Source organism: Peptoniphilus indolicus ATCC 29427, from assembly GCF_000227315.1.
Taxonomy (GTDB): Bacteria; Bacillota; Clostridia; order Tissierellales; family Peptoniphilaceae; genus Peptoniphilus; species Peptoniphilus indolicus.
This window is the reverse complement of record NZ_JH165061.1, coordinates 1,243,715-1,266,784: the sequence shown is the minus strand read 5'-3', so window position 1 is coordinate 1,266,784 and position 23,070 is coordinate 1,243,715. Positions and strand designations below refer to the sequence as shown.

The following is a 23,070-nucleotide window of genomic DNA, read 5'->3' as shown; positions in this document are numbered from 1 at the left end:
TTCGCTTCCCAATTAAATTAATTTAATCATTTCATCTACTAATTTAGTTACAGCACCTGAATTACCTAGTTTTTTAGAGTTTTCTGCCATTTCCTCTCTCTTTTGAGGATTGTTTAACAATTCATTTATAGAATTTAAAAGTTTATCCCCTGTTAATTCATCTTCCAAGATAACTAAGGAAGCCCCTGCATCTTTATAACTCATAGCATTGTGATATTGATGGTTCCCCGCAGTATATGCCTTTGGTATTAAAATACTAGCTCTACCAACTTGTGATATCTCAGCTAAAGCCATTGCCGAAGAACTTGTTATTATTAAATCACTTGCTAAAATATACTTTGAAATTTCATCTGAATAATTTAAAATTTCTGCATTTCTATTTTTTGTCACCTTTGATGCAAATTCATCATAATGTGGTTTACCTGTTATATGAACTAGCTTAAAATCCAATTCATTCTTTAAAATTTCAAGCATCGCATCATTAGTAGACTCTTGTCCACCACTACCACCAAAAGATAACACCAATTCTTCATCAGGTTTTAAATTCAATTCTTTTCTAGATTGTTCACGAGTTTTTAAAGTAAAGTCTTCTCTTACCGGATTCCCAGTTATTATTATATTTTTATTATCTATATATTTTTCAGCTTCTTTGAAACTTAAAGCCAAAAGAGAAGCTTTTCTCGCCAAAAATCTATTTGTCTTTCCAGGATAGGCATTTTGTTCCTGAATGACTGTCTTTATTCCCTTTTGTTGAGCTTTCATGACAACAGGAGCGCACACATACCCACCAGTTCCTATTACAATGTCGGGTTTAAAGTTCTTTATTATCTTCTCACACTCCCTCAAACCTCTTAAAAGATTAAATAGGGTAATTGCAGTTTTTATATTTACCTTTTTCCTAGGTAACCCCTCTATATGGACCCCTTTAAAATCAAGTCCCGCTTTTTTAGCAAGCTCTTCTTCAAGTCCTGCTATTTTCCCTACATATAGTATCTCACTTGAAGAGTCTCTTTTTTTATTTCTTCAGCTATGGCAAGTGCCGGATATATGTGACCTCCGGTTCCTCCTCCTGAAAGTATATATTTCAAAATTACACATCCTTTGATATTTTAAGTAAAAATCCAACTGCTACCATTGCCATTATAAGCGCTGTACCTCCATACGAAATAAAAGGTAGTGTTATCCCCGTTACCGGAAATATCCCAACTCCAACGCATATATTAATAATGGCTTGCATCCCGATATAAGATGTCAATCCAACAGCTACATATTTATCATAATTATTTTTTGTTCTACTTGCAATCCTTAATCCTCTATAAATAAATATAAAAATAAAGCTACTACAAATATACCACCTATCATACCAAATTCTTCACATATTACAGAAAAAATAAAGTCATTATGAGCTTCAGCTAAATTAAAATATTTTTGCCTTGAATGAAAATATCCAACTCCACCAATACCACCCATTGCAATTGCATACAATGATTGATTTATTTGGTAGTTTTGGTCCAAACTACCTTTGCTGCTATTTAAAAAACCTAAAATTCTTTCCAATCTATATGCATACTTAAATACCATTGGTATTAAAATAATAATTCCAATACCACATAAAGTTACAAATTGATGCATAGATATACCTGCAACTATATACATAAGCATCAATGTCGCTCCTATTACAAATCCTGTTGACAAGTCTTTTAACATTACCGGCAAAGTTGCAATTCCAATTATTGCTATGATTTTAAAGAATATTTCTTTTTTATATAGTTTATATCTATTCTCAGCCAATATCTTACCCATATATAATATCGAAGATATTTTTACAAAGTCTGATGGTTGTATTAATGGAAGAAAAGGTAAGTTAAGCCATCTGCCTGAACCACGGGAAGACTTTGTAAATTCAGGAATAAATAACATCAATACTAAAATTATTGTTCCACAAAAAAGTATAAAAGAATATCGCTTAAAAAATTTTCTTGGAAATTTATAAGCTACTAACATCCCAAAAAATCCCACTATCATAAAAGTGAAATATCTTTTCCCAAAATAAAGTCCATCTCCAAATGTTTTGGACCCCACCGGATATGATGCCGATATTACAGATATAATCCCAATTCCTATCAACAAAAGCGCCGTTATAAAAAGACCCAAGTCCAAAGACTTGAGAGCTTCTTTATATTTTTTCATTTAAATTCATCACCAACTCTTTAAAATGTTTGCCTCTTTCTTCATAAGAACTGTACATATCCCACGAGGCACAAGCCGGACTTAACAATACATTGTCTCCTATAACAGAAATGTCTTTAGATAGATTTAAGGCTTCTTCTAGATTATTTACAACTATACTTTCTATCCCTAATTTATCAGCAGTATTTTTTATATCATACTTGGTTTCACCTAATAATATTAAAGCTTTTAGTTTATCCTTTGCAATTTCAAGCAATTCTGTATAATCAGCATTTTTTTGATATCCACCTGCAATTAATAACAAGTTGTTTTCAAACGAGTCCACAGCTTTTATTGTTGATGCTGGATTCGTTCCTTTTGAATCATTAAAATACTTAACTCCATTTACTTCTTTTACAAATTCAAGTCTGTGTTCAACTCCGCCAAACTCACTAAGTGCTTTTTTTATAGATTCAGGTTTTACCTTTATAATTTTGGAAACACACACAGCAGCTAATACATTTTCTAAATTATGGTTTCCTAAAAGCTTTAAATCTCTTGTATCAAATACTATTTCTTCATCATCATCCCTAAAATAAATAAGTCCTTCTCTTATAAAAGCCCCCTTCAACCCTGAATCTTCTATTGAAAAATAATATATTTTTGCTTTTGAAGAGACTTTAGATAAAATTTCATCGGTATAATTTAAAACTGCAAAATCTTTCTCCGTTTGATTTTTTAATATATTTAACTTGGCATCTCTATAATTTTCAAAATTTCCATGCCAATCTAAATGGTCTGGAGTTATGTTTGTAATCACAGAAATTTTAGGTCTAAAAGTTTTCACATCATTTAATTGAAATGAACTAGCTTCTATAACCGCAAAATCGATTTTTTCGTCTACTACATCCATAACGCCAACACCTATGTTCCCAACCGCTTTGGCATTGTAATCTTGACTTAATATGCTAGATATCAAAGATGTTGTTGTGGTTTTGCCATTAGTCCCTGTTATAACTATTATATCTTTATGTGACATCTCATAAAACAACTCTAAATCTGTGATTATCTCTATACCATTATTTCTTGCCAAATTTAAAATTTCATTTGTTGGTTTAATACCTGGACTTTTTATAACTAATTCTATTTTGTCTTTTTCAAAAGATTCAAAAATTTCTCTATATCCTTTTAAATTTTCTTGGTTATCATCATGCACAAAGATATTTATATCTTTTTTTTTCAATTCATTATATATTGCCTTCCCGCTTATGCCCATTCCTAGTATTAATATATTTTTTTTCATTTATACCCTCATTAAAAAATCATAAAATATGAAATTACACATAAAAGTAATTCTACTGCACAGAATACTGCAACTACTTTTGTTTCTTTCCATACCAACTGTTCGAAGTGGTGATGTAATGGAGACATCAAAAATACTCTCTTTCCTCTTGTCTTAAATGAAACTACTTGAATTATTACAGAAAGAGTTTCTATAAAGTATATTCCACCTGCTATAGGTAAAATCAAAGGTAAGTTCAATAAAATTGCTATTGCACTTACAGCTCCGCCTAGAGCTAGCGAACCCGTATCCCCCATAAACACCTTCGCCGGATATTTATTGTAAAATAAAAATCCTACCAGTGCGCTTGCAAATATCAAACAAAACATGGCTATTCCCATATTTTGGAACTTATAAGCAACCACTCCAAAGAAAGTCATACAAATTATAGTAACTCCACTTGAAAGTCCATCAAGTCCATCTGTTAAATTAACTGAGTTAACAGTACCTACAACCACAAATATTATAAATGGTATATATAAAAATACAGGTAAATTTATTCTACTCATGCTTATTGGAATTATTATATCTGTAGAACCTGCTTCGCCACTATATTGATAAGCTAAAAGTACGCAAGCCACAAATATTTGCAAAAATAATTTTTGTTTTGCTGTAAGTCCTAAATTTCTTTTTTTTACAACTTTTATATAGTCATCTATAAACCCTACCGCACCAAAAGCCAATGTTGAGAATAAAATCATTAAAGAGTCTAGATTTAAATTTCTCGCCAGTACATTCACTATAATTATGGTGAATAAAAAAATCACCCCACCTATTGTAGGTGTTCCACTCTTTACCAAATGTGTTTGAGGTCCATCTTCTCTAATGGATTGACCTGCCTTTAAACTTCTTAAAATAGGTATTAAATAATACCCTAATATAAGAGAAATTACTATTGATATAGCTCCCCAAATTGGAAAAGCTGCTGCGACTGTAATACAAACTACTATCAGCCACATGTTATTTTTGATACTTTGCATTTAACTTACCTCACAGATTTATCTGTTTTATTATCTTTATTTTCAGATTTTTTTATCTTCTCTGAATCATTGGTCTTCTTAACTTTTGAATTTAATTTATCATCTTTTTCTTTAACACGATTTTTAATTTCTGTATCTTTGTTGCTTGTTTCTTTTAAGTTGGATGAAATTTCTTCATCTTTTAGTTTAGTGTCTATCTTTTCTTCGCTATTACTCATTTCAAATTCAATTTTACTATCAGTTTTTAACTTTGTTCCTGCAAATACTGATTGTCCTAAAACAACTCCAGTCCCTTTTATATTATATCTTACATCCATAGCTTTTAAAACTAACTCTATTTCTTCTTTGCTCTTACCTATTAAATCAGGCATATACTTTTCTTTGTCATTAGAAACATATAAATCTATGATAGTTCCTGGTTTTGCCAATGTTCCTGCCTTTGGTTCTTGTTTTAAAACTATACTTGCATCAAACAGAGAATTTTGATTAGTGTTGAATTTAAATCCTAAATCTACTAATTCTCTTCCAGCATCACTTACTAACATATTTTTTAAATTTGGAATCAATATAGGATCGTCTTTTTTATCTTTATTATCTATAGGTTGAGTCTTCTCTATCCCTAAATATTCTAAAGAATTTTTGAAAACTTCTTTAGCTGCCGGAGTGGCAACTGTTGCCGCAAAGAAATCCCCCTTAGGTTTTTGAACTATTACAAGAACTGTTATTTCAGGGTTATCTACTGGAGCAACTCCTATAAATGATGAAATGTATTCATCTTCATATCCTCCAGCTTTTGAAGGTATATATGCTGTACCGGTTTTACCACCAATTTTATAACCTTCTACCTTAGCCTTTTTACCAGTTCCATCTTCTACAACCTTATACATGATATCCAACATTGTCTTCGACGTCTCAGAAGATATTACCTTTCTCTTGGAAACAGAATCAAACTTCTTTAAAACATTTCTATTTCTATCTTCTAGTCTTTTTACAACTCTTGGAACTTTTAAATCTCCTCCATTTGCTATTGCAGATACAGAATTGATGAGTTGTATTGGAGTTATAGCTATACCATGCCCATAACTCATAGTTGCAAGTCTTATTTCTGAAATATCTTTATAATTATTTGGAATTGAGCCAACTGCTTCTGCAGGAAGGTCTATTCCTGTCTTTTCTCCAAATCCAAATGCTTTTATATACTTATAAAATTTTTCAGATCCTAATTCTTCTGCCATTTTCATAAGTGTAATATTGCATGATTCAACTACAGCTTGCTGCATTGTTTTAGTGCCGTTATTTTTTGAAGCGCATTTTATTACTTTATCAAAAAATTTAATCTGTCCAGGACAATAATATTCTTTTAATGGATATGTTGTAGCTTCTTCAAGTGCTGCTGCTGCAGTTATCAATTTAAATGTAGAACCCGGTTCATACTGAGAGCTCACATTGAAATTTGTCCAGTTTTTGTACCAAGCTACGACTTTTTCATCTTTAGTAAGCAAATCCCAATCCTTCTTTTGAGCATCTCCAACAGGAGATTTAGGGTTGTTCGCATCATAGCTTAGTGAAGATGCCATGGCAAGAATTTCGCCGGTCTTGGTACTCTGAACTATTATATTGACTTCTTCGGCATTATGCTTTATTCTCGATCTTTCAGCTGCTTCTTCAGCAAATTTTTGTATATTGTCATCTATTGTAAGAATTAAGTTTTGACCTTCTTTTGGAGCATAAGATTCTTCGTCTGTAAGTGGGATTTGCATACGAGTGTTAGCTTTTATAGAAATATTTTTCCCTGCTATTCCACTCATTATTCCATCATAACTAGATTCAAGACCGTATTGTCCATTTCCATCATCAGTTACAAACCCCAAAACTTTAGATAATATATTTCCATTAGGATAAAATCTCCTTGGCACATCATCTAAAGACAGTTTTTCTATCTTGAGTTCTCTTAATGCACTTGCTGTATCTCTATCTATATTAGACACAATTTGTACTACCTTATCTCCAACCATTTTTTTCTTTATTTCATCTTTAGGAACTTTCAGTACTTTTGAAATAGCCAAAGAATCTTCTTCAATTTTTTCTTTTTTCTTTTATTTCCTTATCTGAGTAAGTATCTCCTCTTTTAAAATCCATATTATAGTATACATTTGACTTGGTTATATTTACTACTAACTCTTTATTATTTCTGTCATAAATTATACCTCTGTCAGCCTGAACTATTTCTGTACTCGTTAGCTGATTTAATCCCTTTCTGGTTAGTTCTTCTCCTCTTACTATATTTATGTACAGAATTCTAATTATTATTATAAAAAAGAAAAGAGCCATCCCGAGAAAAATCAAACTTATCTTAAAATTCGCATTCTTTTGCGAACTATTTATCTCACGAGCTCTTTTTAAATTTACTTTCAATTATATTTCCCCCTAATCCTTAGTGAAGGATTTAAGCACCGATAAAATTGGACTCAAAAAAACATTATGATTCACATCCAACTGTCTTTTATTTTCGCTTATATCTACATAAACAATTTGGTCTTGCGATGGATATACCATTCCTAATTTATACATTGCTTCATCTTGTATTTCAGTAGAACTTTTTATACTCTTAACTTCTGCTTCCAAAGCTAATTTAGTCTTTTTCAAATCAGAAATTTCTTTTTCTTTTGCAATTATATCTTTATCTATGCTTGATAAATGAGAATATGCTATAGAAACCCCTAAGAACATTATAATAACAATAGCTATCGTCATATACAATGGTTTTGCCAAATTTTTTCTCTTTTTGACTTTTAATTGTCTGCTATTCAATTTTACTTGTCTAAATTTTCTTTGCTCAGACATCTATACAATACCTCTATATTTTTTCTGCCACCCTCAACTTAGCACTGTGGGCTCTATTATTTTCTTTCAATTCTTTTTCAGTAGCCACTACCGGTTTTCTCGTAATTATTTCAATATCTCTTTTTTTATCACAAATACATACAGGACTTTCGGGTGGACATATACAATCTAAAAATCTGTATTTAAAAGTTTCTTTTACAATTCTATCTTCAAGAGAATGGAAAGATATTATTGCTATTCTTCCATTCTTATTCAATCTGTTAATCATACTATCTAATGCACTTCTCAACACTCCAAGTTCATCATTTGTCTCAATTCTAAGAGCTTGAAAAGTCTTCTTTGCAGGATGGCCACCCTTTACTCTAAATTTTAAAGGTATCGCCTCTTTTATTACCTCAACTAATTCAAAAGTTGTATCTATTGACTTTATATTTCTTTTTTTAACTATATTATCCGCTATTTTAGATGCAAATCTTTCTTCAGAATAATCTTTTATTATATTAGTAAGTTCTTCTTTTGAATATTCATTTACAATTTCCCAAGCACTTAAATTAGATGTAGTATCCATTCTCATATCCAATCTAGCATCATAATTATAAGAAAAACCTCTACTGCCTTCATCAAATTGGTATGAAGAAACGCCTAAATCCAATAGAATTCCATCAACTTTATCTATGTTTAACTCATTTAAAATATCTTCAAAATTTTTATAATTGGAATGAAATAGTTTATAGTTTGAACCTATTCTACTAAGCACTGAATCAGCTTTTTTAAGTGCATTGGTATCTTGATCTATACCTATTAGTAGACCATCGTTTCCAATGCGTTTAAGAATTTCACATGAGTGCCCAGCTCCACCTATAGTGCCGTCCACATATATGCCACCTTCTCTTACATTCAAAAGATCTATCGTCTCATTTAATAAAACGGACTTGTGTGCAAATTCAACCATTTTAAATCCCCAATTCTTGCATTTTTTCAGCTATATCTTCATATGATAACCCAAGTGAATCATTGTAATTATCCCAATTTTCCGTACTCCATATTTCAACACGTGTACTTACTCCTATAATTACAACATCTTTTTCAATGCTAGCATGTTCTCGTAGTGACTGTGGTATTACAACTCTTCCTTGCTTGTCCAAAGACTCATCTATGGCACCAGAATAAAAAGTTCTCACAAAACTTCTAACATCTCTGTTTGTCAAAGGCAATTCTTTCAACTTATTTTCTATTTTTATCCACTCACTTTGAGGATAAATAAAGAGGCAGTTGTCCAATCCTTTGGTAATAATGAAATTGTCTTTTAATTCATCTCGGAACTTTGAAGGAATTATAACCCTTCCTTTTGTATCCAAGGTATGTCTGTATTCGCCTATTAACATTTCACACCATTATATACCACTTCAAACCACTATCTTCCACTTACCTCTATTCTACATCATTTTTTTGTTTATATCCATCTTATTTTATGCACAATAAAAAAAAGGCCTCAAGTCCTTTTTATTGACCTTTAGCCTTTTCATATGCTTAAAATTATTTATATTTTTTTGCCCTAAAATAAAAATTTGAACCTTTATTTAACTCTGACTCCACTCCATATTTATATTGATGTATTTCTAATATACTTTTTACAATATGAAGCCCTAAACCGGTTCCAACCCTTGGTCTAGTGTGATTATCTCTTATCCTATAAAATCTGTCCCAAATTAAATCTAAATTTTCTTTTGCTATTCCAACCCCATTATCTATGCAATTAAAAATAACTTCGTCATCTTCTTCAAAAATTTTGATTACAATTTTTTTGTCCTTTCTTGTATATTTTACAGCATTACTTATAAAATTATATATAACTTGTTCTATCCTTCTCTTATCCGCAAATATAGTACATTCTCCTTTAGATTCTATAGTTATTACATCTTCTGGGAGAGCAAATCTCTCTGCAACAATGTGAGATAATTTTATCAAATCAACCCTTTCCATTTTTATACTTTCTAGTGAAGATTCAATTTTAGATATATCCAACAAGTCATTTACCAACTGAGTTAATTTATCTGATTCTGAAATAATTATATCTATATGCTCATTTCTAAGCACTTCATTTCTTCCAGAAATATCTCTTATCATTTCAGCATAAGATTTTATTACAGTAAGTGGAGTCTTTAAATCGTGACTTACATTTGCTATTAAATCTTTTCTCATTTCAATCGTCTTAGTCAACTCATTAGTTGCATAATTTAGTGTTTTTGAAAGGTCGTTTATCTCTGTATAATAGCCATACTTAAAATTGACTTCATAGTTTCCCTTTCCAAGTTTTCTAGCTGTTTTTGACATTTCAACAAGCGGTCTTGATAACCTTTTTGAAATAAAATAAGATAGTATAACCGATAGTGCAAAAGATAATCCCAATACAATCAACAAAATATTTTTCAATATATCTACAGCTGAGTCTACCGGTTCCAAGTTTGTCTTAATAAGCATATAGTGGTCTTTGCCACTTTCTTTCCCTAAATATCCTCCATATACAATAGACGAATTCTCGAGGTATTTAAATTTTTTCAACGTTACCCTATACATTTTCTTTCCAGGTCCAACATTTTCAAAAAATTCTTCAAATCCTTTCTCATCTAACACCCTTGGGTTCATTATGACTTCCACCCAATTAAGAGGATAAACTAAATATCCTTCCTCGTCTATAACTTCTATATTCATCCCTTTGTTTTGTGAATAGTTTAAAATTATATTTTCAAAATTTTTATCTTTGAACTCGTTTTTTAATGTATCACCAGTCTTAGTTACCTCTCTAATTTTCATTGTTTCGTAAAACCTATTTAGAAAAACTATCTGGAATAACCAAAGAGCTAATAAAATAGAAGCTGCAAAAAGCATGAAATATTTCCAAAAATTGAACATCATACTCTTTTTATCTAAAACTTTATTATTCAAATTTCGACGTATCAAATTTATAGCCCATTCCTCTCACTGTGATGATAAATTTTCTGTACTCTTTTATTGAGTTTCTAAGCATTTTTATATGAGTATCTACCGTTCTATCATCTCCATAAAAATCATATCCCCATACTTTTGATAAGAGTTTATCTCTAGACAATGCTATGTTTTCATTAGCTGCTAAATAAACTAAAAGATCGTATTCCTTAGGTGTTAAATCAACTTTTTCTGAATTTACATATACATCTCTTCCGTCTAAATCAATTTTTAATCCTTCAAATTCCAAAGTTTCATTTTCAACAGTTTTTTGATGCCTTTTTACTATTACATTTAACCTCGCCATTAATTCTTTTGGGGAGAAAGGTTTTACAACATAATCATCAATACCTATTTCAAATCCAAATAACTTATCATATTCCTCTCCCCTTGCTGATAACATAAGCACCGGAATATCTGCTATTTTTCTTATTTCTTTATAACTCGAAAACCCGTCTAATTTAGGCATCATTATATCCATTACTATTACATCAAAGCTTTGTTCTTTGACTTTGTCAATAGCATCAAGACCATCTTCAGCCTCAATTACTGTATGGCCTTCAAATTCTGCATAAGTTCTTATAACTTCTCTTATCTTAGGTTCATCATCTACAACTAAAATTTTAAACATAGTATCTCCTTAGAGTTCACCCTTTAATCCAACTATCTCTGCTCTGTCTTTAAGTCCCTTAATAGTATGTTCAATTACATCATTTTTATCCATGCCAAGCATCTCACACCCATTAAGTATTACATCTCTATCGCAACCTGCGGCAAATTTTTTATCTTTGAATTTTTTGTTTACTGATTTTACATTTAAATCCAATACTGACTTAGAAGGGCGCAGTAAACAACAAGCGTTTATAATCCCCGTTAATTCATCTACTGTATAAATTGATTTTTCCATATTTGATTCCGGTTTAACATCTGTGCACATTCCATATCCATGTGACATAACTGCTCTTATTATATCTTCGTCTATATCATTTTCTTTTAAAATCTTTGGAGCTAATTTCAAATGTTCATCTGGATATTTATCGTAGTCTATATCGTGAAGAAGTCCAACTATTCCATATAGTTCCTCATCTTCTCCAAACATTTTTCCAAATTCAATCATTGCAGCTTCTACTTGTAGTGCATGCATTATCAATGCTTCAGATTCTGTATATTCTTTTAATAACTTAAATGCTTTTTCTCTTGTCGGTCTCATTTCTTTCACCTCTTATTATTAATTATACTATGAATTCTTAAAACTTTAAAAGATTTATACTTTGTTGTATTATAAACCTAAGAGGTGAATTATGAAAATAAAAAAGCTATAATTCCAGCGGCAGGTTTGGGAACTAGATTTCTACCTTTCACAAAAGCTGTTCCAAAGGAAATGTTGCCGATAATAGATACTCCAAATATAGAATACATAGTTCGTGAAGCTGTTGAAGCTGGTATAGAAGAGATTTTAATTATATTGGGAAGAAATAAAAATTCAATTGAAGACTATTTTGATTCAAATATCGAACTTGAAGAAAAACTTAAATCTACTAATAAAATTAATGAACTTGAACAAATAAATGAATTAAATTCTCTTGCTAAGATACACTTCATAAGACAGCATAAAGCTCTTGGACTTGGTCATGCTGTAAATTGCGCAAAATCTTTTGTTTCTGATGAGCCATTTTTATTACTCTTAGGAGATGAGATAATAGATTTAAATGACAATGCTTCAAAGGGATTAATTGAAATGTATAATAAAACAGGTTTAAGTGTAATAGGTTTATTTGAAGTCCCTAAGAATGATGTAAATAAATATGGTATTGTTAAACTTGTCAATGATGAAATCGTAGATATGGTTGAAAAACCTTCTATAGAATCCGCTCCATCAAACCTTGCAATAATAGGTAGATATGTTATAACCCCTAGAATATTTGATTTAATCTCAGAAACAAAACCAGGCTATGGCGGCGAAATTCAACTCACAGATGCACTTTTGAAACTATTAAAATATGAAAAGATAATGGGCCAAAAAATTACCGGAAAAAGATTTGATACTGGTTCAAAAATTGGCTATTTAAAAGCAACAGTTGAGTATGCATTAAAAGATAAGGATTTTGGTAAAGAATTTAAAGAATATCTAATCGATATTTTAAAAGAGTGTTAAACTAATTTAAATCAAATATAAAATAAAGGACACTTTAAAAGTAAAATTTAAAATGTCCTTTTTGTTTTATTTTGTATCATTTTTTTCATGTTTTGCTATAAAATTTGTTACCTCAGGCATTAACTCTTCGCTCATTATAGTTAAAAGAGCTTCCAGTTTTTTAGAATCTTCCTCGCTTATCCTCTCTTCTAGTCTGTCCATGACTATGTTTATATATTCCTCTTTCATTTCATAATAATCATAAAACTTTTGAGTTACTTCTAAATAAAATTCTCTCTTGTCTTCTTCAGATTGAATTTTTTTCAAATATCCCTTTTTAACTAAGGAAGCTATTTTATAAGCAATATTAGGATGAGACATTTCTAAAAACTCAGTTAAATCACTCACTCTTGGTCTTTTTAGTGCATGTATAACCTCAATTGTAAATGTTTCTGTAGCAGTTAATGTTGCTTCTCTATCCTGCAAATTTCGGAACATATTCTTATACAAATTCAACTTAAATTTATCATAAACTTCTGAAAATTTTTCATTTAACATAATAGCCTCCCTATATTTTAGGCAATTGCAAAAGAAATCTCACAACTCATAGCTTTCTCGCCATCTACAATTATGTATCCTTCTCCAAAGCCTACATTCCCTTTCTTATTTATTATTTTACAATGAATTTCTAATAAATCTCCAGGAACAATTTGCTTGTAAAACCTAGCTTTTTTTATTCCACCAAGAAAAGCGTTTTTCCCTGGTTCATTAATCAAAATAGCTACTGCTCCAACTTGAGCTACCGTTTCAACTTGCAATACCCCTGGCATCACTGCATAGTTTGGAAAATGCCCTTGAAAATATGGCTCATTCCCACTAACACACTTAATTCCTACAGCACTTTCGCCCTCTTCTAACTCAACTATTTTATCTACCATTAAAAAAGGTGCTCTATGTGGCAAAATATTTTTTACTTCTTCAAAATTTAGTTTCATTTTAATACCTCTTTATAACTAAAGTGGCGTTGTGTCCACCAAATCCCAAAGAATTTTTCAACATATATTTTGTTTCATACTCATTTATATCCGTTACAAAATTTAAATTACATTCAGGGTCTAAATTTTTGTAATTTACAAGAGGTGGAAGAATGTTTTCATTCATAGAAAAAATACTTATAGCTGTTTCAACTGCTCCAGAAGCTCCAAGTAAGTGTCCTATTTGAGATTTAGATGAAGAAACAAATACATCAGTGTCTTCGCCAAAAACCTTTTTTATAGCAGCAGTTTCATACTTGTCGTTCAAATCTGTTGAAGTGCCATGCGCATTTATATAATCAACATCTTTTTTATCTATGCCTGCTTCTCTAATTGCTCGTTCCATTGCCATAGCCGCATATTCTCCATTCGGAGCTGGAGACGTTATATGGTAAGCATCACAATTAGTGCTATATCCTACTATTTCAGCTAAAATATTTGCATTTCTCTTCTTAGCGTGCTCTAATTCTTCTAAAACTAATATTGCAGAACCTTCTCCCATTACAAAACCGCTTCTGTCTTTATCAAATGGTATAGAAGCCTTTTCACAGTCTTGTGATGTAGAAAGTGCTTTCATAGATGTAAAGCCACCTATTCCAAGTTCAGTTATACTCGCTTCACTTCCACCTGCAAATATAATATCTTCATACCCATCTTTTATATTTCTAAAAGCTTCTCCTATTGCATTAGTTGAACTTGCACATGCTGTAACAAAACATTGACATGAACCATGGGCGTGTATATCCATTGCAATGTTTGATGCAGTTAAATTTGAAATTGCCATTGGAATAAAATAAGGACTAACTTTATCAAATCCTCTCTTCATTCCTCTTTCGTGTTCTTTTTCTATAGTTCCCAAACCACCTATTCCGGAAGAAACATACACCCCCGCATTCATCTGCTCTACTTCTTCAACAGTTAATTTAGCATTTTCTAAAGCTCTTCTAGCTGCGACTATACCAAGTTGATTAACTCTGTCCAGCCTCTTTTGTTCTCTCTTATCAAAGTATTCATCTGCATTAAAATTTTTCAATTCCGCCGCAAGTTTTACCTCTCGCTCTATTGTATCATAATGTGTTATTTTATCTATACTACATATTTTATTTTTAACATTTTCTAAAACAGAAACTTGGTCATCTCCTATCGGACATAGAACCCCTATTCCCGTTACAACTACTCTTCTCATATTCCCATTCCCCCATCAACATTTATAACTTGACCGGTTATGTAATTTGCACTATCCGATACTAAAAAGCTGACTACACTTGCAATTTCTTCAGGCTGTCCAATTCTTCTAAGTGGTATTTCAGTAAGTATTTTCGCCTTTGTATCTTCTCCCAACTTATCTGTCATCTTAGTTTCAATAAATCCTGGAGCAATTGCATTTACTAACACGTTCTTAGAAGCTAACTCTTTAGCTGTTGACTTAGTGAGACCTATCATTGCAGCTTTTGCAGATGAATAATTAGCCTGTCCTACATTTCCATGAACTCCACTAATCGAAGTTATATTTATAATTCTTCCGAATTTTTTTCTTATCATTGATTTGCACAATAACTTAGTTAGATAAAATGCACTGTTCAAATTAGTTTCTATTACTTCAACAAAATCTTCTTCTGTCATTCGTATTATTAAATTGTCTTTAGTGATTCCTGCGTTATTTACCAACACAGCTATACTGCCAGCTATCTCTAAACATTTATCTACGATTTTTTTACAAATATCAAATTTAGATAAATCCCCTACTACTGTGAATACATCTTCTCCAAGTTCTGACTTTAGTTTTTCTAATTTTTCAACGTTTGAATTACCATGTATTATCAAAGAATAGCCTTTATTTTTTAACTCTCTTGCTATTGCACTTCCTATTCCACCTGTTGCGCCTGTTACAAGAGCAAATTTTTTATTCTCCATTTTTAAACCTCTCAATATAATTTATTATTTCATCGTCATTTTTTAACGTCTGTACATCTATTCCCTTAAATTCTTTTTTTACTATAGATGAAATTACACTTCCTGGACCTATTTCGATAAAAGTATCCACTCCATCATCAACCATATTTTTCAAAGTCTTATATAAAAGAACTGGTGATACTATTTGTTCGCACAACAAATCTACCATCTCTTCTCCGTTATATTTTTCACCACTCAAATTAGGATAGTAATCCATCTTTGGCTCGCTAAATTTAACATTTTTAAGAAACTGCTTATAATTTTTTGCCGCACTATACATAAAAGGAGTGTGAAATGCTCCACTAACTTTAAGTGGAATAGCTTTTATTCCATTTTCTTTTAATATTATCTGTAATTTTTGAATTCCAGTTTTTTCTCCTGATATAACAATTTGTTTAGAGCTATTTATGTTTGCTACATAGACTCTATCTTTTAACTCGTTATTATTTATAAAGTTTTTCAAATCATCTTCATTTGAATTCATCACAGCCAACATCCCACTCTCAACTTCATTAGAAGCCAAGTTCATTTCAAAGCCTCTAACTTTTACAAGTTCCAAAGCTGCTTTCTCATCAATCACTTCACTTAAAACCAATGCTCCATATTCTCCCAAACTAAGCCCGCAAGTTGCGCTGATATTTAAATTTTCTTTTATCAATTTAACTACACTTAGTTGAAACGCCAACATAATAGGTTGTAAATTGTCTGTCTTTGAAATAATTTCTATATCTCCGTTAAAAGAAATATCCGATAATTCTTTTCCCAAAATAGAATATATATTAGAAATTTCAGGATAGTTTTCTAATAACTTTTTTCCCATCCCACTATATTGAGACCCCTGTCCTCCAAATACTACTGCTACTTTACTCATCTTTCCCTCCAAGTATACTTGCTATATATTCTCTTACAGATGATATTTTTTTTATATTTTTAATATCTGTTCCACAAAAAAATAATCCTTCTTTAAAATCACCTTTAACCGCTCTAATTAAAGCCTCATTTATGCAATAAGGTGTACTTGCCGGTTCACACGTAGATATACAATTCACACAGTGCTTAGAAGGAAATCTATTTTTAACAGTATATTCAACAAATTCTGTACCAATAGCTCTAGCTGGAAGTCCAACTGGACTTTTTATTACTTCTACACCAACTTTGTTTTGATTATGTGAGTTCAATAAATTTTCTTTAGCTCTTCTATCTAACGAAGATTCTTCTGTAAACAAAAATCCAGTTCCTATTTGAACTCCGTCAGCACCTTCTTCAAGTGCTTTTTCAAAATGCTCTTTAGTTCCAAAGCCACCACCTATAAAAAGTGGTATATGTTCTTCAAATTGATTTTTTACTTTTAAAATTTCACTCAGTTCTTTAAATATATCTGTATTTAAATCTTCTACTTTAAACCCTAAGTGTCCTCCAGCTTCTGGCCCTTCAAAAACTATAAAATCAGGTTTTCTATTATATTTCTTCAGCCATTTTTTTATAATTATATTTAGAGCTCTTGCAGAAGATATAATCGGAGCTATTATTTTCTTATTGTCTATAAACTCAGGTAGTTCAAGAGGCAATCCCGCGCCAACTACTACACCATCAACTTCTGTTTCGTTTATAAACTTCAAATAATTTTCAAAGTTATTCACCACGTGCATTATGTTGACCATAATAATGCCCTTGCCATTTGCAATTTCTTTTGCTTTTTTTACTTCTCTTAAAAAACTTCTCTTGTTAGCTTCCATAGGATTTTTAAAAAAATCACTTTCCATATATCCGCAGTTAACGAAAGATATTGTTCCCATTCCACCTTCAGCAGCAACTGTCCCCGCTAACTCGCCCATTGAAATTCCTATGCCCATACCCCCTTGTACTATTGGTATGCTCATTAATTTATCTTTTATTTTAATAGACATTTCTTTGCCTCTTCATATTCGCTCATAAGCTTTTCAATTAAGTCCTTTGCCGGCATCAATTTATCATATTGCCCAACTGTGTATCCTGTCATTAAAGAACCCTCTTTTACATCTCCATCAACAACAGCTCTTCTAAGTCTTCCTACAGTAAATGTCTCTAATACGTCTATGTTAAATTCATTTTTTTCAAGTTGCTTATATTCTCTTGTCATATTATTTTTCAATAATCTCATTGGAAGTCCATTTATATGACCAACCGTAGTTACTTTCGATGAACTTGATTTTATAAGCGCTCTCTTATACTCTTCGTGAATTGGGCACTCCTCAGTAAATAAAAATGCCGTTCCTATTTGAACTCCTATCGCGCCTAAGATTTCAGCCGCAAGCATTTGCTTCCCGGAACCTATTCCCCCAGCCGCAATAATTGGAATATCAACCTCATCTTTTACTTGTGGAATAAGCACCATTGATGTCATCTCTCCAATATGACCGCCTGCTTCCATTCCTTCAGCTATAATTCCATTTAATCCAAACTTAGACAATCTCTTAGCTTGCACAGGAGAAGATATTACAGGTAAGACAGTTATTCCTTCCTTGTCAAAAGTTTCCATATATTTACTTGGACTTCCCGCCCCTATAGTTACAACTTTTACTTCGGACTCAACTATAATCTCTACCATTTCATCTATATCCGGTCTTAACATCATAAGATTTACTGCAAATGGTTTATCCGTTTTTGATTTGCATATTTCAATTTCCCTTCTAAGTATCTCAGGAGTCATACCACCTGAGCCTATAGTTCCCATCGCTCCTGAATTTGAAATACAAGCTGCAAATTCTCCAGTTGCAACATGCGCCATTCCACCTTGTAATATAGGATACTTTATATTTAATAACTTATTTATATTCAAATTACCACTCCATTAGCACTGAACAGATGCTAAGACCTGCTCCAAATGCTGAAAAAATTAACTTATCCCCATCTTTTAAACACTCTTTATTTTCAGATAGTAAAATTGGAACTGAAGCTGCCGAAGTATTTCCATACTCATTCACATTAACTTTAAATTTATCCATTCCCAAACTAAGTTTTTGTGAAACTTGCTCTAAAATTCTCTTGTTAGCTTGGTGCGCAAAAATATAATCAATATCTTTTTTTTCAATTTTTAACTTTTCAAATAGAGCCTCTATAGATCTTGGAACCTTATCAACTGCAAATCTATATACTTCTTTTCCTTGCATTTCAACGAAATTTCCTTTTTCCATAGCTAATGCATTTTCATTTCCATAAGTTTTTTCATCACTTACCCATAACTTATTATTTTTTTGAACAACTGCACCGGCGCAACCATCTCCAAATAACACAGCTGTAGTTCTGTCATTAAAGTCTAAAACACTTGATATTTTCTCAGCAGCTATTAAGAGCGCACATTCCCCATCTCTTAAAAATCTTTCTGCTAATACCATTGCCCCCACAAATCCTGTACAAGCCATATTGATATCTGCAGAAAGACAATCTTTATTCAAATTAAGTTTTTCATTTATAAACCCTGCCAACGAAGGTAAAATTCTCTCTGATGTAAAAGATGCAACTAAAACAAGTTTAATATTCTCTCTATCAAAATCTAATTTCTTAGCTAATTCAACAGCCATTTCAGCCACAGACATCTTTGTAAAATATCTTGACGATATTCCTGTCCTAGTCTTTATCCATTCATCAGAAGTATCTAAAATCTTTGTAAAATATTCATTTTCAACTTTATTTTCTAAATCTAATTTTTTTATATCTAAAAATTTTAGTCCCATCTTATCTCCCTATCATACGGAACTTTTCATAACGTTCTCTTTGTAAATTCTCAGCTGTCATAAAATTAGTTCTGCTGAGTTCTTCACTTATCAGCTTTTTAATTTGCATATAATCAGGCATATTATTTCTTTCTCGTACAATTTCATCAACTATTCCAAATTCATATAAATCTTTTGAAGTTATCTTCATAATCTCAGAAGCTTTATCTGCAAGAGCTGCGTTTTTCCATAGAATTGTGGCAAACCCTTCAGGTGATAAAATAGAATAAATTGCATTTTCAAACATATATATTTTATTTGCTACTGAAAGTGCAAGAGCCCCTCCTGAACCTCCTTCACCTATTACAAATGTAATTACGGGCACAGTGAGCGAAGCCATCAATTTAAGACTGCTTGCTATCGCTTCAAATTGTCCTCTTTCTTCAGCGTCAATCCCAGGATATGCTCCAGGAGTATCTACAAATGTAATTATAGGTCTTCTAAACTTCTCTGCTTGGCGCATAAGTCGCATACTTTTACGATAACCCTCCGGTAATGGCATACCAAAATTTCTTTTGACACCATCTTCCACACCATTTCCCTTTTCTATTCCAATAAATGTTATAGGAATATCTTCGAAACTACCAATGCCCCCTATAATAGAACGAGAATCTCCAAAACTACGGTCTCCTTTTAAATAGACTATATCTTCAAAAATATTTTCCACTAATTCTATAGTTCTAATTCTTTTATCGGACCTGGCATTTTTTTACAATTTCATATACGCTCATAACTAGCTCCTGTTTTTTCATGTAACTTTAAAATTTTATAAATTTCTTCTCTTTGTCTATCTCTTGGACAAATTAAATCTATAAAACCACATTCTTCAAGTTTTTCAGCTCTTTGAAAACCTTCAGGTAATTTTTGTCTAACAGTTTGCTCTATTACTCTTGGTCCAGCAAAACCTATCAATGCTTTTGGTTCAGCTATAATAATATCTCCTAAGCCTGCAAAACTTGCACTAACCCCTCCCATTGTTGGATTAGTGAGCACACTTATGTACAACAATCCCTCTTTTGAAAATTCATTTATAACGGCTGCTGTCTTTGCCATTTGCATAAGTGAAAAAATGCCTTCTTGCATTCTAGCTCCACCGCTTGACGAAAAAATTATTACAGGCAACTTTTCCGCCATTGCATATTCAAACATAGAAGTCAGTTCTTCTCCAACAAAAGTTCCTAAGCTTCCCATTAAATAATCCTGTTCAAGAACAGCTATGACAACTTTAATATTTTTAATAGTGCCTTTAGCTATAGAAATTGCTTCCTCTAAACCAGACTTATGTCTCTGTTCCTCTCTTAATTTATCGTAATCAGGAAAAGAAATAGGGTCTTTGTGTTTTGAATTGAATTTCAAATTTTCATATCCTTCATCAAAAAGATATTTAAATCTATCTTCACCCAATATCTTTAAATGATGACCACAATTTGGACACACATATAAGTTTGATTTTAAATCTTCAATTTCAATTATTTTTTTGCACTTTTTACAACCTTTGAATAAATCGGGAATTTCCTTAGCAACTTTTTTATCTTTTGAATGAGGAATCCTAACTTTTCTTACAATATCAAGCAGATTTTTCCTCTTACTTAAACTTCCCATCTACTCACCTTTTTCTATACTTCTCATTGCCTCAACTAATGACTCTTCTTTTTCCCTTAAATAGCCTGTATTAATTCTGCCTCTTATAAAATCTTTGTCGTGCAAAACAGCATATTGGAAACCTAAATTTGTTTTAACTCCATCAATTATGGTCTCTTCTATCGCTCTTCTCATTTTCTTTATAGTGCCTAGGCGTGTCTTATCTTTTACGATGAGTTTGGCAACCATTGGGTCATAAAAAGGTAAAATCTTAGCTCCCTTATATAGAGAAGATTCAAACCTTGTATCCATTCCCCCAGGCGGTAAATAGAAACTCACTTCTCCACATTGAGGTTGAAAACTATTTAAAGGATCTTGAGCATTAACTCTTATTTCTATTGAGTGTCCTTCTTTTTTTACATCACTCTGTTTGATAGAAAGTGGTAACCCAGATGCAATCTTTAATTGTTCCTTGACTATGTTAATTCCAGTTATCATCTCAGTAACTGCGTGTTCCACTTGAAGTCTTGTGTTCATTTCCATAAAATAAAATTTTTCATCTTTATCCACTATGAACTCTACAGTACCCGCTCCCTCATACTTGCAAGCCTTAGCACAATTCACAGCCGCCATTCTTATTCTTTCCAATAAATCTTCACTTAGAAATATACACGGTGCTTCTTCAAGTATTTTTTGATTGTTTCTCTGTAAACTACACTCTCTTTCAAAAAGATGCACTACATTTCCATATGAATCAGCAAGTATCTGCACTTCTATGTGTCTTGGATTTTCAATAAACTTTTCCATGTAAATAGTGTCATTTGAAAATGATGCTTGTGCTTCTCTCTTTGTCAATTCCCATGCAGAAACTAACTCTTCAATTTTAGAAACCTTTCTCATTCCCTTGCCTCCGCCACCAGCAGAAGCCTTGAGTAAAATTGGAAATCCTATTTTTTCGGCAGCATCAATTAAATCTTTTTCACTTTTTATTTCCTCATTAAACCCCGGAACAGTTGGAACTCCATTTGATATCATCAAATTTTTTGAAGATATCTTTTCTCCCATTGTCTTCATTACATTAGAACTTGGTCCAACTAATTTCAAGCCACATTTTTCAACTTTATCTGCAAAATCTCCCTTTTCAGATAAAAACCCGTATCCAGGATGTATTGAATCACATCCTGTTTCTAATGCAGCCATTAAAATATTAGACTCATTTAAGTATGAAGATTGACTCTTCCCCGCTCCAATGCATACAGCTTGGTCAGCTAAATAGACAGCTGGTTGCTCTTTATCTACATTTGAGTACACAACCACTGTTTCTATTCCCAACTCTCTACAATTTCTTAAAATATTTAGTGCAACTTCTCCACGATTTGCTATCAATAATTTTTTAAGCATTTATTTTCTCCAAGATAAAAAGTACTTGCTCAAATTCAACAAGTTCCTCATTCTTGCAACAAACTTTTTTTATAATTCCATCAAAAGGAGATTTAATTTCATTCATCATCTTCATAGATTCCAAAATACAAATTACATCTCCTTTTTTAACTTGCTTACCCTCAAATACGAAAGGTTTAGACTCAGGGTCTTTAGAAGAATAAAATACTCCCACCAAAGGTGATTTTATCTCTTCCCCTTTATTCTCTTTATCCATAACCTCAACAGTAGGTTCAACATTATTTACTCCGCTAACCTCAACTTGTTGAGATTCAAAATTTTCAGTCTTATAATATCTGAAATCTTCTTTTCTTAAACTCAAAGAATAATTCTCTATCTTCATTTCTAGAGAACTACTTTTTGAGTTATCAAACTCTTTTATTAAACTTTTAGTAAGTTCTAAGTACTTTTCCATTAGTTTTTACTGTTAATATACTTAAATACATCTCCAACAGTTATAAAATTTGCAAAATCCTCATCCGGAATTTCAACATTATAATTTTCTTCTATAGCCATTGAAAGTTCTACAGCGTCTAGAGAATCTAATCCAAGGTCATCTTGTAAATTAGCTTCCTCTGTTATTTGATCCATTTCAGTTCCAAAATTCTCACAAATTAAATTTTTTAATTCTTCAAAAGTCATTTTTATATCCCCCAAATTTATTTCATTTTTTTATGTAAGTAATTCTATTACACTATAATTGATATGTCAAATTTTTTAAATAGTTTTATTTTACAAAAAAAGACGATTTAATCGCCTTTAATAAAATACCTTTTAATTTCCAACTAAATACTGACTTAAAACTATTGCCAATATACTTAGCACTACACTTAAAGAAATGTATATGCCTCCAATT

The 23,070-nt window shown here is 31.6% G+C and carries 25 protein-coding genes and 2 pseudogenes; 1 reads left to right on the top strand and 26 read right to left on the bottom strand.

Features of this window, described 5'->3' with window-relative positions:
* Positions 1–12: 12 nt before the first annotated feature.
* From HMPREF9129_RS05670 to HMPREF9129_RS05615, 13 genes and pseudogenes are all read right to left on the bottom strand, one after another.
* Entirely contained in the window at positions 13–975 is a 963-nt protein-coding gene (locus tag HMPREF9129_RS05670; protein WP_257009192.1) for a UDP-N-acetylglucosamine--N-acetylmuramyl-(pentapeptide) pyrophosphoryl-undecaprenol N-acetylglucosamine transferase, read from the bottom strand.
* Positions 976–980: 5 nt separating this feature from the next.
* Positions 981–1,088 carry a glycosyltransferase gene (locus HMPREF9129_RS12340; RefSeq protein ID WP_257009173.1) on the bottom strand — a complete coding sequence of 36 codons (108 nt, stop codon included), beginning with the start codon at positions 1,086–1,088 and terminating at the stop codon, positions 981–983.
* 2 nt (positions 1,089–1,090) lie between these two features.
* Positions 1,091–2,190: pseudogene (locus HMPREF9129_RS05665) on the bottom strand (FtsW/RodA/SpoVE family cell cycle protein).
* Complete coding sequence (gene murD / locus HMPREF9129_RS05660; RefSeq protein WP_004821311.1) at positions 2,177–3,472, bottom strand: UDP-N-acetylmuramoyl-L-alanine--D-glutamate ligase; 1,296 nt, start codon at positions 3,470–3,472, stop codon at positions 2,177–2,179. Before murD ends, HMPREF9129_RS05665 begins: the two are co-directional and overlap by 14 nt.
* A gap of 11 nt (positions 3,473–3,483) precedes the next feature.
* Positions 3,484–4,470, bottom strand: coding sequence for a phospho-N-acetylmuramoyl-pentapeptide-transferase (gene mraY / locus HMPREF9129_RS05655; RefSeq protein WP_083827179.1), 987 nt, complete (start codon positions 4,468–4,470; stop codon positions 3,484–3,486).
* A 26-nt stretch (positions 4,471–4,496) separates the two neighbouring features.
* Complete coding sequence (locus HMPREF9129_RS05650) at positions 4,497–6,557, bottom strand: penicillin-binding transpeptidase domain-containing protein (RefSeq protein ID WP_004821307.1); 2,061 nt, start codon at positions 6,555–6,557, stop codon at positions 4,497–4,499.
* Positions 6,558–6,567: 10 nt separating this feature from the next.
* A complete protein-coding gene (locus tag HMPREF9129_RS05645; RefSeq protein ID WP_004821306.1) occupies positions 6,568–6,906 on the bottom strand; it encodes a hypothetical protein in 339 nt (112 codons plus the stop codon).
* 12 nt (positions 6,907–6,918) lie between these two features.
* Complete coding sequence (locus HMPREF9129_RS05640; RefSeq protein ID WP_004821304.1) at positions 6,919–7,335, bottom strand: FtsB family cell division protein; 417 nt, start codon at positions 7,333–7,335, stop codon at positions 6,919–6,921.
* 13 nt (positions 7,336–7,348) lie between these two features.
* Positions 7,349–8,287: a 16S rRNA (cytosine(1402)-N(4))-methyltransferase RsmH gene (rsmH, locus tag HMPREF9129_RS05635; protein WP_004821302.1), complete on the bottom strand. Its 939-nt coding sequence runs from the start codon at positions 8,285–8,287 to the stop codon at positions 7,349–7,351.
* 1 nt (position 8,288) lies between these two features.
* Positions 8,289–8,720: a division/cell wall cluster transcriptional repressor MraZ gene (gene mraZ, locus HMPREF9129_RS05630; protein ID WP_004821298.1), complete on the bottom strand. Its 432-nt coding sequence runs from the start codon at positions 8,718–8,720 to the stop codon at positions 8,289–8,291.
* A 151-nt stretch (positions 8,721–8,871) separates the two neighbouring features.
* The gene (locus HMPREF9129_RS05625) at positions 8,872–10,281 is read right to left on the bottom strand and encodes a sensor histidine kinase (RefSeq protein WP_004821296.1); all 1,410 of its coding nucleotides are present in this window, start codon (positions 10,279–10,281) and stop codon (positions 8,872–8,874) included.
* Positions 10,274–10,951, bottom strand: coding sequence for a response regulator transcription factor (locus HMPREF9129_RS05620; protein ID WP_004821294.1), 678 nt, complete (start codon positions 10,949–10,951; stop codon positions 10,274–10,276). The genes HMPREF9129_RS05625 and HMPREF9129_RS05620 overlap by 8 nt, the downstream gene beginning before the upstream one ends.
* A gap of 9 nt (positions 10,952–10,960) precedes the next feature.
* Positions 10,961–11,530 (bottom strand): HD domain-containing protein, encoded by a 570-nt coding sequence (locus HMPREF9129_RS05615; RefSeq protein WP_040552363.1) that lies wholly within the window; start codon positions 11,528–11,530, stop codon positions 10,961–10,963.
* A gap of 84 nt (positions 11,531–11,614) precedes the next feature.
* On the opposite strand from HMPREF9129_RS05615, the gene galU reads away from it, so the two are divergent.
* On the top strand, positions 11,615–12,475 hold the full coding sequence (gene galU, locus HMPREF9129_RS05610) for a UTP--glucose-1-phosphate uridylyltransferase GalU (protein WP_004821290.1): 861 nt from the start codon (positions 11,615–11,617) through the stop codon (positions 12,473–12,475).
* Positions 12,476–12,541: 66 nt separating this feature from the next.
* On the opposite strand, the gene HMPREF9129_RS05605 is transcribed toward galU, so the two are convergent.
* From HMPREF9129_RS05605 to acpP, 13 genes and pseudogenes are all read right to left on the bottom strand, one after another.
* Complete coding sequence (locus HMPREF9129_RS05605; RefSeq protein ID WP_004821289.1) at positions 12,542–13,012, bottom strand: MarR family transcriptional regulator; 471 nt, start codon at positions 13,010–13,012, stop codon at positions 12,542–12,544.
* A 17-nt stretch (positions 13,013–13,029) separates the two neighbouring features.
* Positions 13,030–13,449, bottom strand: a complete 420-nt coding sequence (gene fabZ / locus HMPREF9129_RS05600; protein ID WP_004821287.1) for a 3-hydroxyacyl-ACP dehydratase FabZ — start codon at positions 13,447–13,449, stop codon at positions 13,030–13,032.
* Position 13,450: 1 nt separating this feature from the next.
* Positions 13,451–14,674 carry a beta-ketoacyl-ACP synthase II gene (gene fabF, locus HMPREF9129_RS05595; RefSeq protein ID WP_004821285.1) on the bottom strand — a complete coding sequence of 408 codons (1,224 nt, stop codon included), beginning with the start codon at positions 14,672–14,674 and terminating at the stop codon, positions 13,451–13,453.
* Entirely contained in the window at positions 14,671–15,402 is a 732-nt protein-coding gene (gene fabG, locus HMPREF9129_RS05590; protein ID WP_004821283.1) for a 3-oxoacyl-[acyl-carrier-protein] reductase, read from the bottom strand. Before fabG ends, fabF begins: the two co-directional genes overlap by 4 nt.
* Positions 15,392–16,312, bottom strand: a complete 921-nt coding sequence (locus HMPREF9129_RS05585) for an ACP S-malonyltransferase (RefSeq protein WP_004821281.1) — start codon at positions 16,310–16,312, stop codon at positions 15,392–15,394. The genes fabG and HMPREF9129_RS05585 overlap by 11 nt, the downstream gene beginning before the upstream one ends.
* A complete protein-coding gene (locus HMPREF9129_RS05580) occupies positions 16,305–17,348 on the bottom strand; it encodes an NAD(P)H-dependent flavin oxidoreductase (RefSeq protein ID WP_004821279.1) in 1,044 nt (347 codons plus the stop codon). Before HMPREF9129_RS05580 ends, HMPREF9129_RS05585 begins: the two co-directional genes overlap by 8 nt.
* A complete protein-coding gene (locus HMPREF9129_RS05575) occupies positions 17,333–18,259 on the bottom strand; it encodes an NAD(P)H-dependent flavin oxidoreductase (RefSeq protein WP_004821278.1) in 927 nt (308 codons plus the stop codon). The genes HMPREF9129_RS05580 and HMPREF9129_RS05575 overlap by 16 nt, the downstream gene beginning before the upstream one ends.
* 1 nt (position 18,260) lies before the next feature.
* A complete protein-coding gene (locus tag HMPREF9129_RS05570; protein WP_004821276.1) occupies positions 18,261–19,154 on the bottom strand; it encodes a beta-ketoacyl-ACP synthase 3 in 894 nt (297 codons plus the stop codon).
* Between the two features lies 1 nt (position 19,155).
* A pseudogene (gene accA, locus HMPREF9129_RS05565) lies at positions 19,156–19,887 on the bottom strand (carboxyltransferase subunit alpha); the annotation flags it as partial.
* 23 nt (positions 19,888–19,910) lie between these two features.
* Positions 19,911–20,795, bottom strand: a complete 885-nt coding sequence (gene accD / locus HMPREF9129_RS05560) for an acetyl-CoA carboxylase, carboxyltransferase subunit beta (RefSeq protein WP_004821272.1) — start codon at positions 20,793–20,795, stop codon at positions 19,911–19,913.
* Entirely contained in the window at positions 20,796–22,175 is a 1,380-nt protein-coding gene (locus tag HMPREF9129_RS05555) for an acetyl-CoA carboxylase biotin carboxylase subunit (protein WP_004821270.1), read from the bottom strand.
* A complete protein-coding gene (locus tag HMPREF9129_RS12335; RefSeq protein ID WP_004821268.1) occupies positions 22,168–22,629 on the bottom strand; it encodes an acetyl-CoA carboxylase biotin carboxyl carrier protein in 462 nt (153 codons plus the stop codon). Before HMPREF9129_RS12335 ends, HMPREF9129_RS05555 begins: the two co-directional genes overlap by 8 nt.
* Positions 22,629–22,856, bottom strand: coding sequence for an acyl carrier protein (gene acpP / locus HMPREF9129_RS05545; protein ID WP_004821267.1), 228 nt, complete (start codon positions 22,854–22,856; stop codon positions 22,629–22,631). Before acpP ends, HMPREF9129_RS12335 begins: the two co-directional genes overlap by 1 nt.
* Positions 22,857–23,070: the final 214 nt, after the last annotated feature.

Coding starts and splice junctions, on each gene's coding strand:
- murD (WP_004821311.1), bottom strand. CDS start 3,472: ATGAAAAAAAATATATTAATACTAGGAATGGGCATAAGCGGGAAGGCA.
- mraY (WP_083827179.1), bottom strand. CDS start 4,470: ATGTGGCTGATAGTAGTTTGTATTACAGTCGCAGCAGCTTTTCCAATT.
- HMPREF9129_RS05640 (WP_004821304.1), bottom strand. CDS start 7,335: ATGTCTGAGCAAAGAAAATTTAGACAAGTAAAATTGAATAGCAGACAA.
- rsmH (WP_004821302.1), bottom strand. CDS start 8,287: ATGGTTGAATTTGCACACAAGTCCGTTTTATTAAATGAGACGATAGAT.
- mraZ (WP_004821298.1), bottom strand. CDS start 8,720: ATGTTAATAGGCGAATACAGACATACCTTGGATACAAAAGGAAGGGTT.
- HMPREF9129_RS05620 (WP_004821294.1), bottom strand. CDS start 10,951: ATGTTTAAAATTTTAGTTGTAGATGATGAACCTAAGATAAGAGAAGTT.
- HMPREF9129_RS05615 (WP_040552363.1), bottom strand. CDS start 11,530: ATGAGACCGACAAGAGAAAAAGCATTTAAGTTATTAAAAGAATATACA.
- HMPREF9129_RS05605 (WP_004821289.1), bottom strand. CDS start 13,012: ATGTTAAATGAAAAATTTTCAGAAGTTTATGATAAATTTAAGTTGAAT.
- fabZ (WP_004821287.1), bottom strand. CDS start 13,449: ATGAAACTAAATTTTGAAGAAGTAAAAAATATTTTGCCACATAGAGCA.
- fabF (WP_004821285.1), bottom strand. CDS start 14,674: ATGAGAAGAGTAGTTGTAACGGGAATAGGGGTTCTATGTCCGATAGGA.
- fabG (WP_004821283.1), bottom strand. CDS start 15,402: ATGGAGAATAAAAAATTTGCTCTTGTAACAGGCGCAACAGGTGGAATA.
- HMPREF9129_RS05585 (WP_004821281.1), bottom strand. CDS start 16,312: ATGAGTAAAGTAGCAGTAGTATTTGGAGGACAGGGGTCTCAATATAGT.
- HMPREF9129_RS05580 (WP_004821279.1), bottom strand. CDS start 17,348: ATGTCTATTAAAATAAAAGATAAATTAATGAGCATACCAATAGTACAA.
- HMPREF9129_RS05570 (WP_004821276.1), bottom strand. CDS start 19,154: ATGGGACTAAAATTTTTAGATATAAAAAAATTAGATTTAGAAAATAAA.
- accD (WP_004821272.1), bottom strand. CDS start 20,795: ATGGGAAGTTTAAGTAAGAGGAAAAATCTGCTTGATATTGTAAGAAAA.
- HMPREF9129_RS05555 (WP_004821270.1), bottom strand. CDS start 22,175: ATGCTTAAAAAATTATTGATAGCAAATCGTGGAGAAGTTGCACTAAAT.
- HMPREF9129_RS12335 (WP_004821268.1), bottom strand. CDS start 22,629: ATGGAAAAGTACTTAGAACTTACTAAAAGTTTAATAAAAGAGTTTGAT.
- acpP (WP_004821267.1), bottom strand. CDS start 22,856: ATGACTTTTGAAGAATTAAAAAATTTAATTTGTGAGAATTTTGGAACT.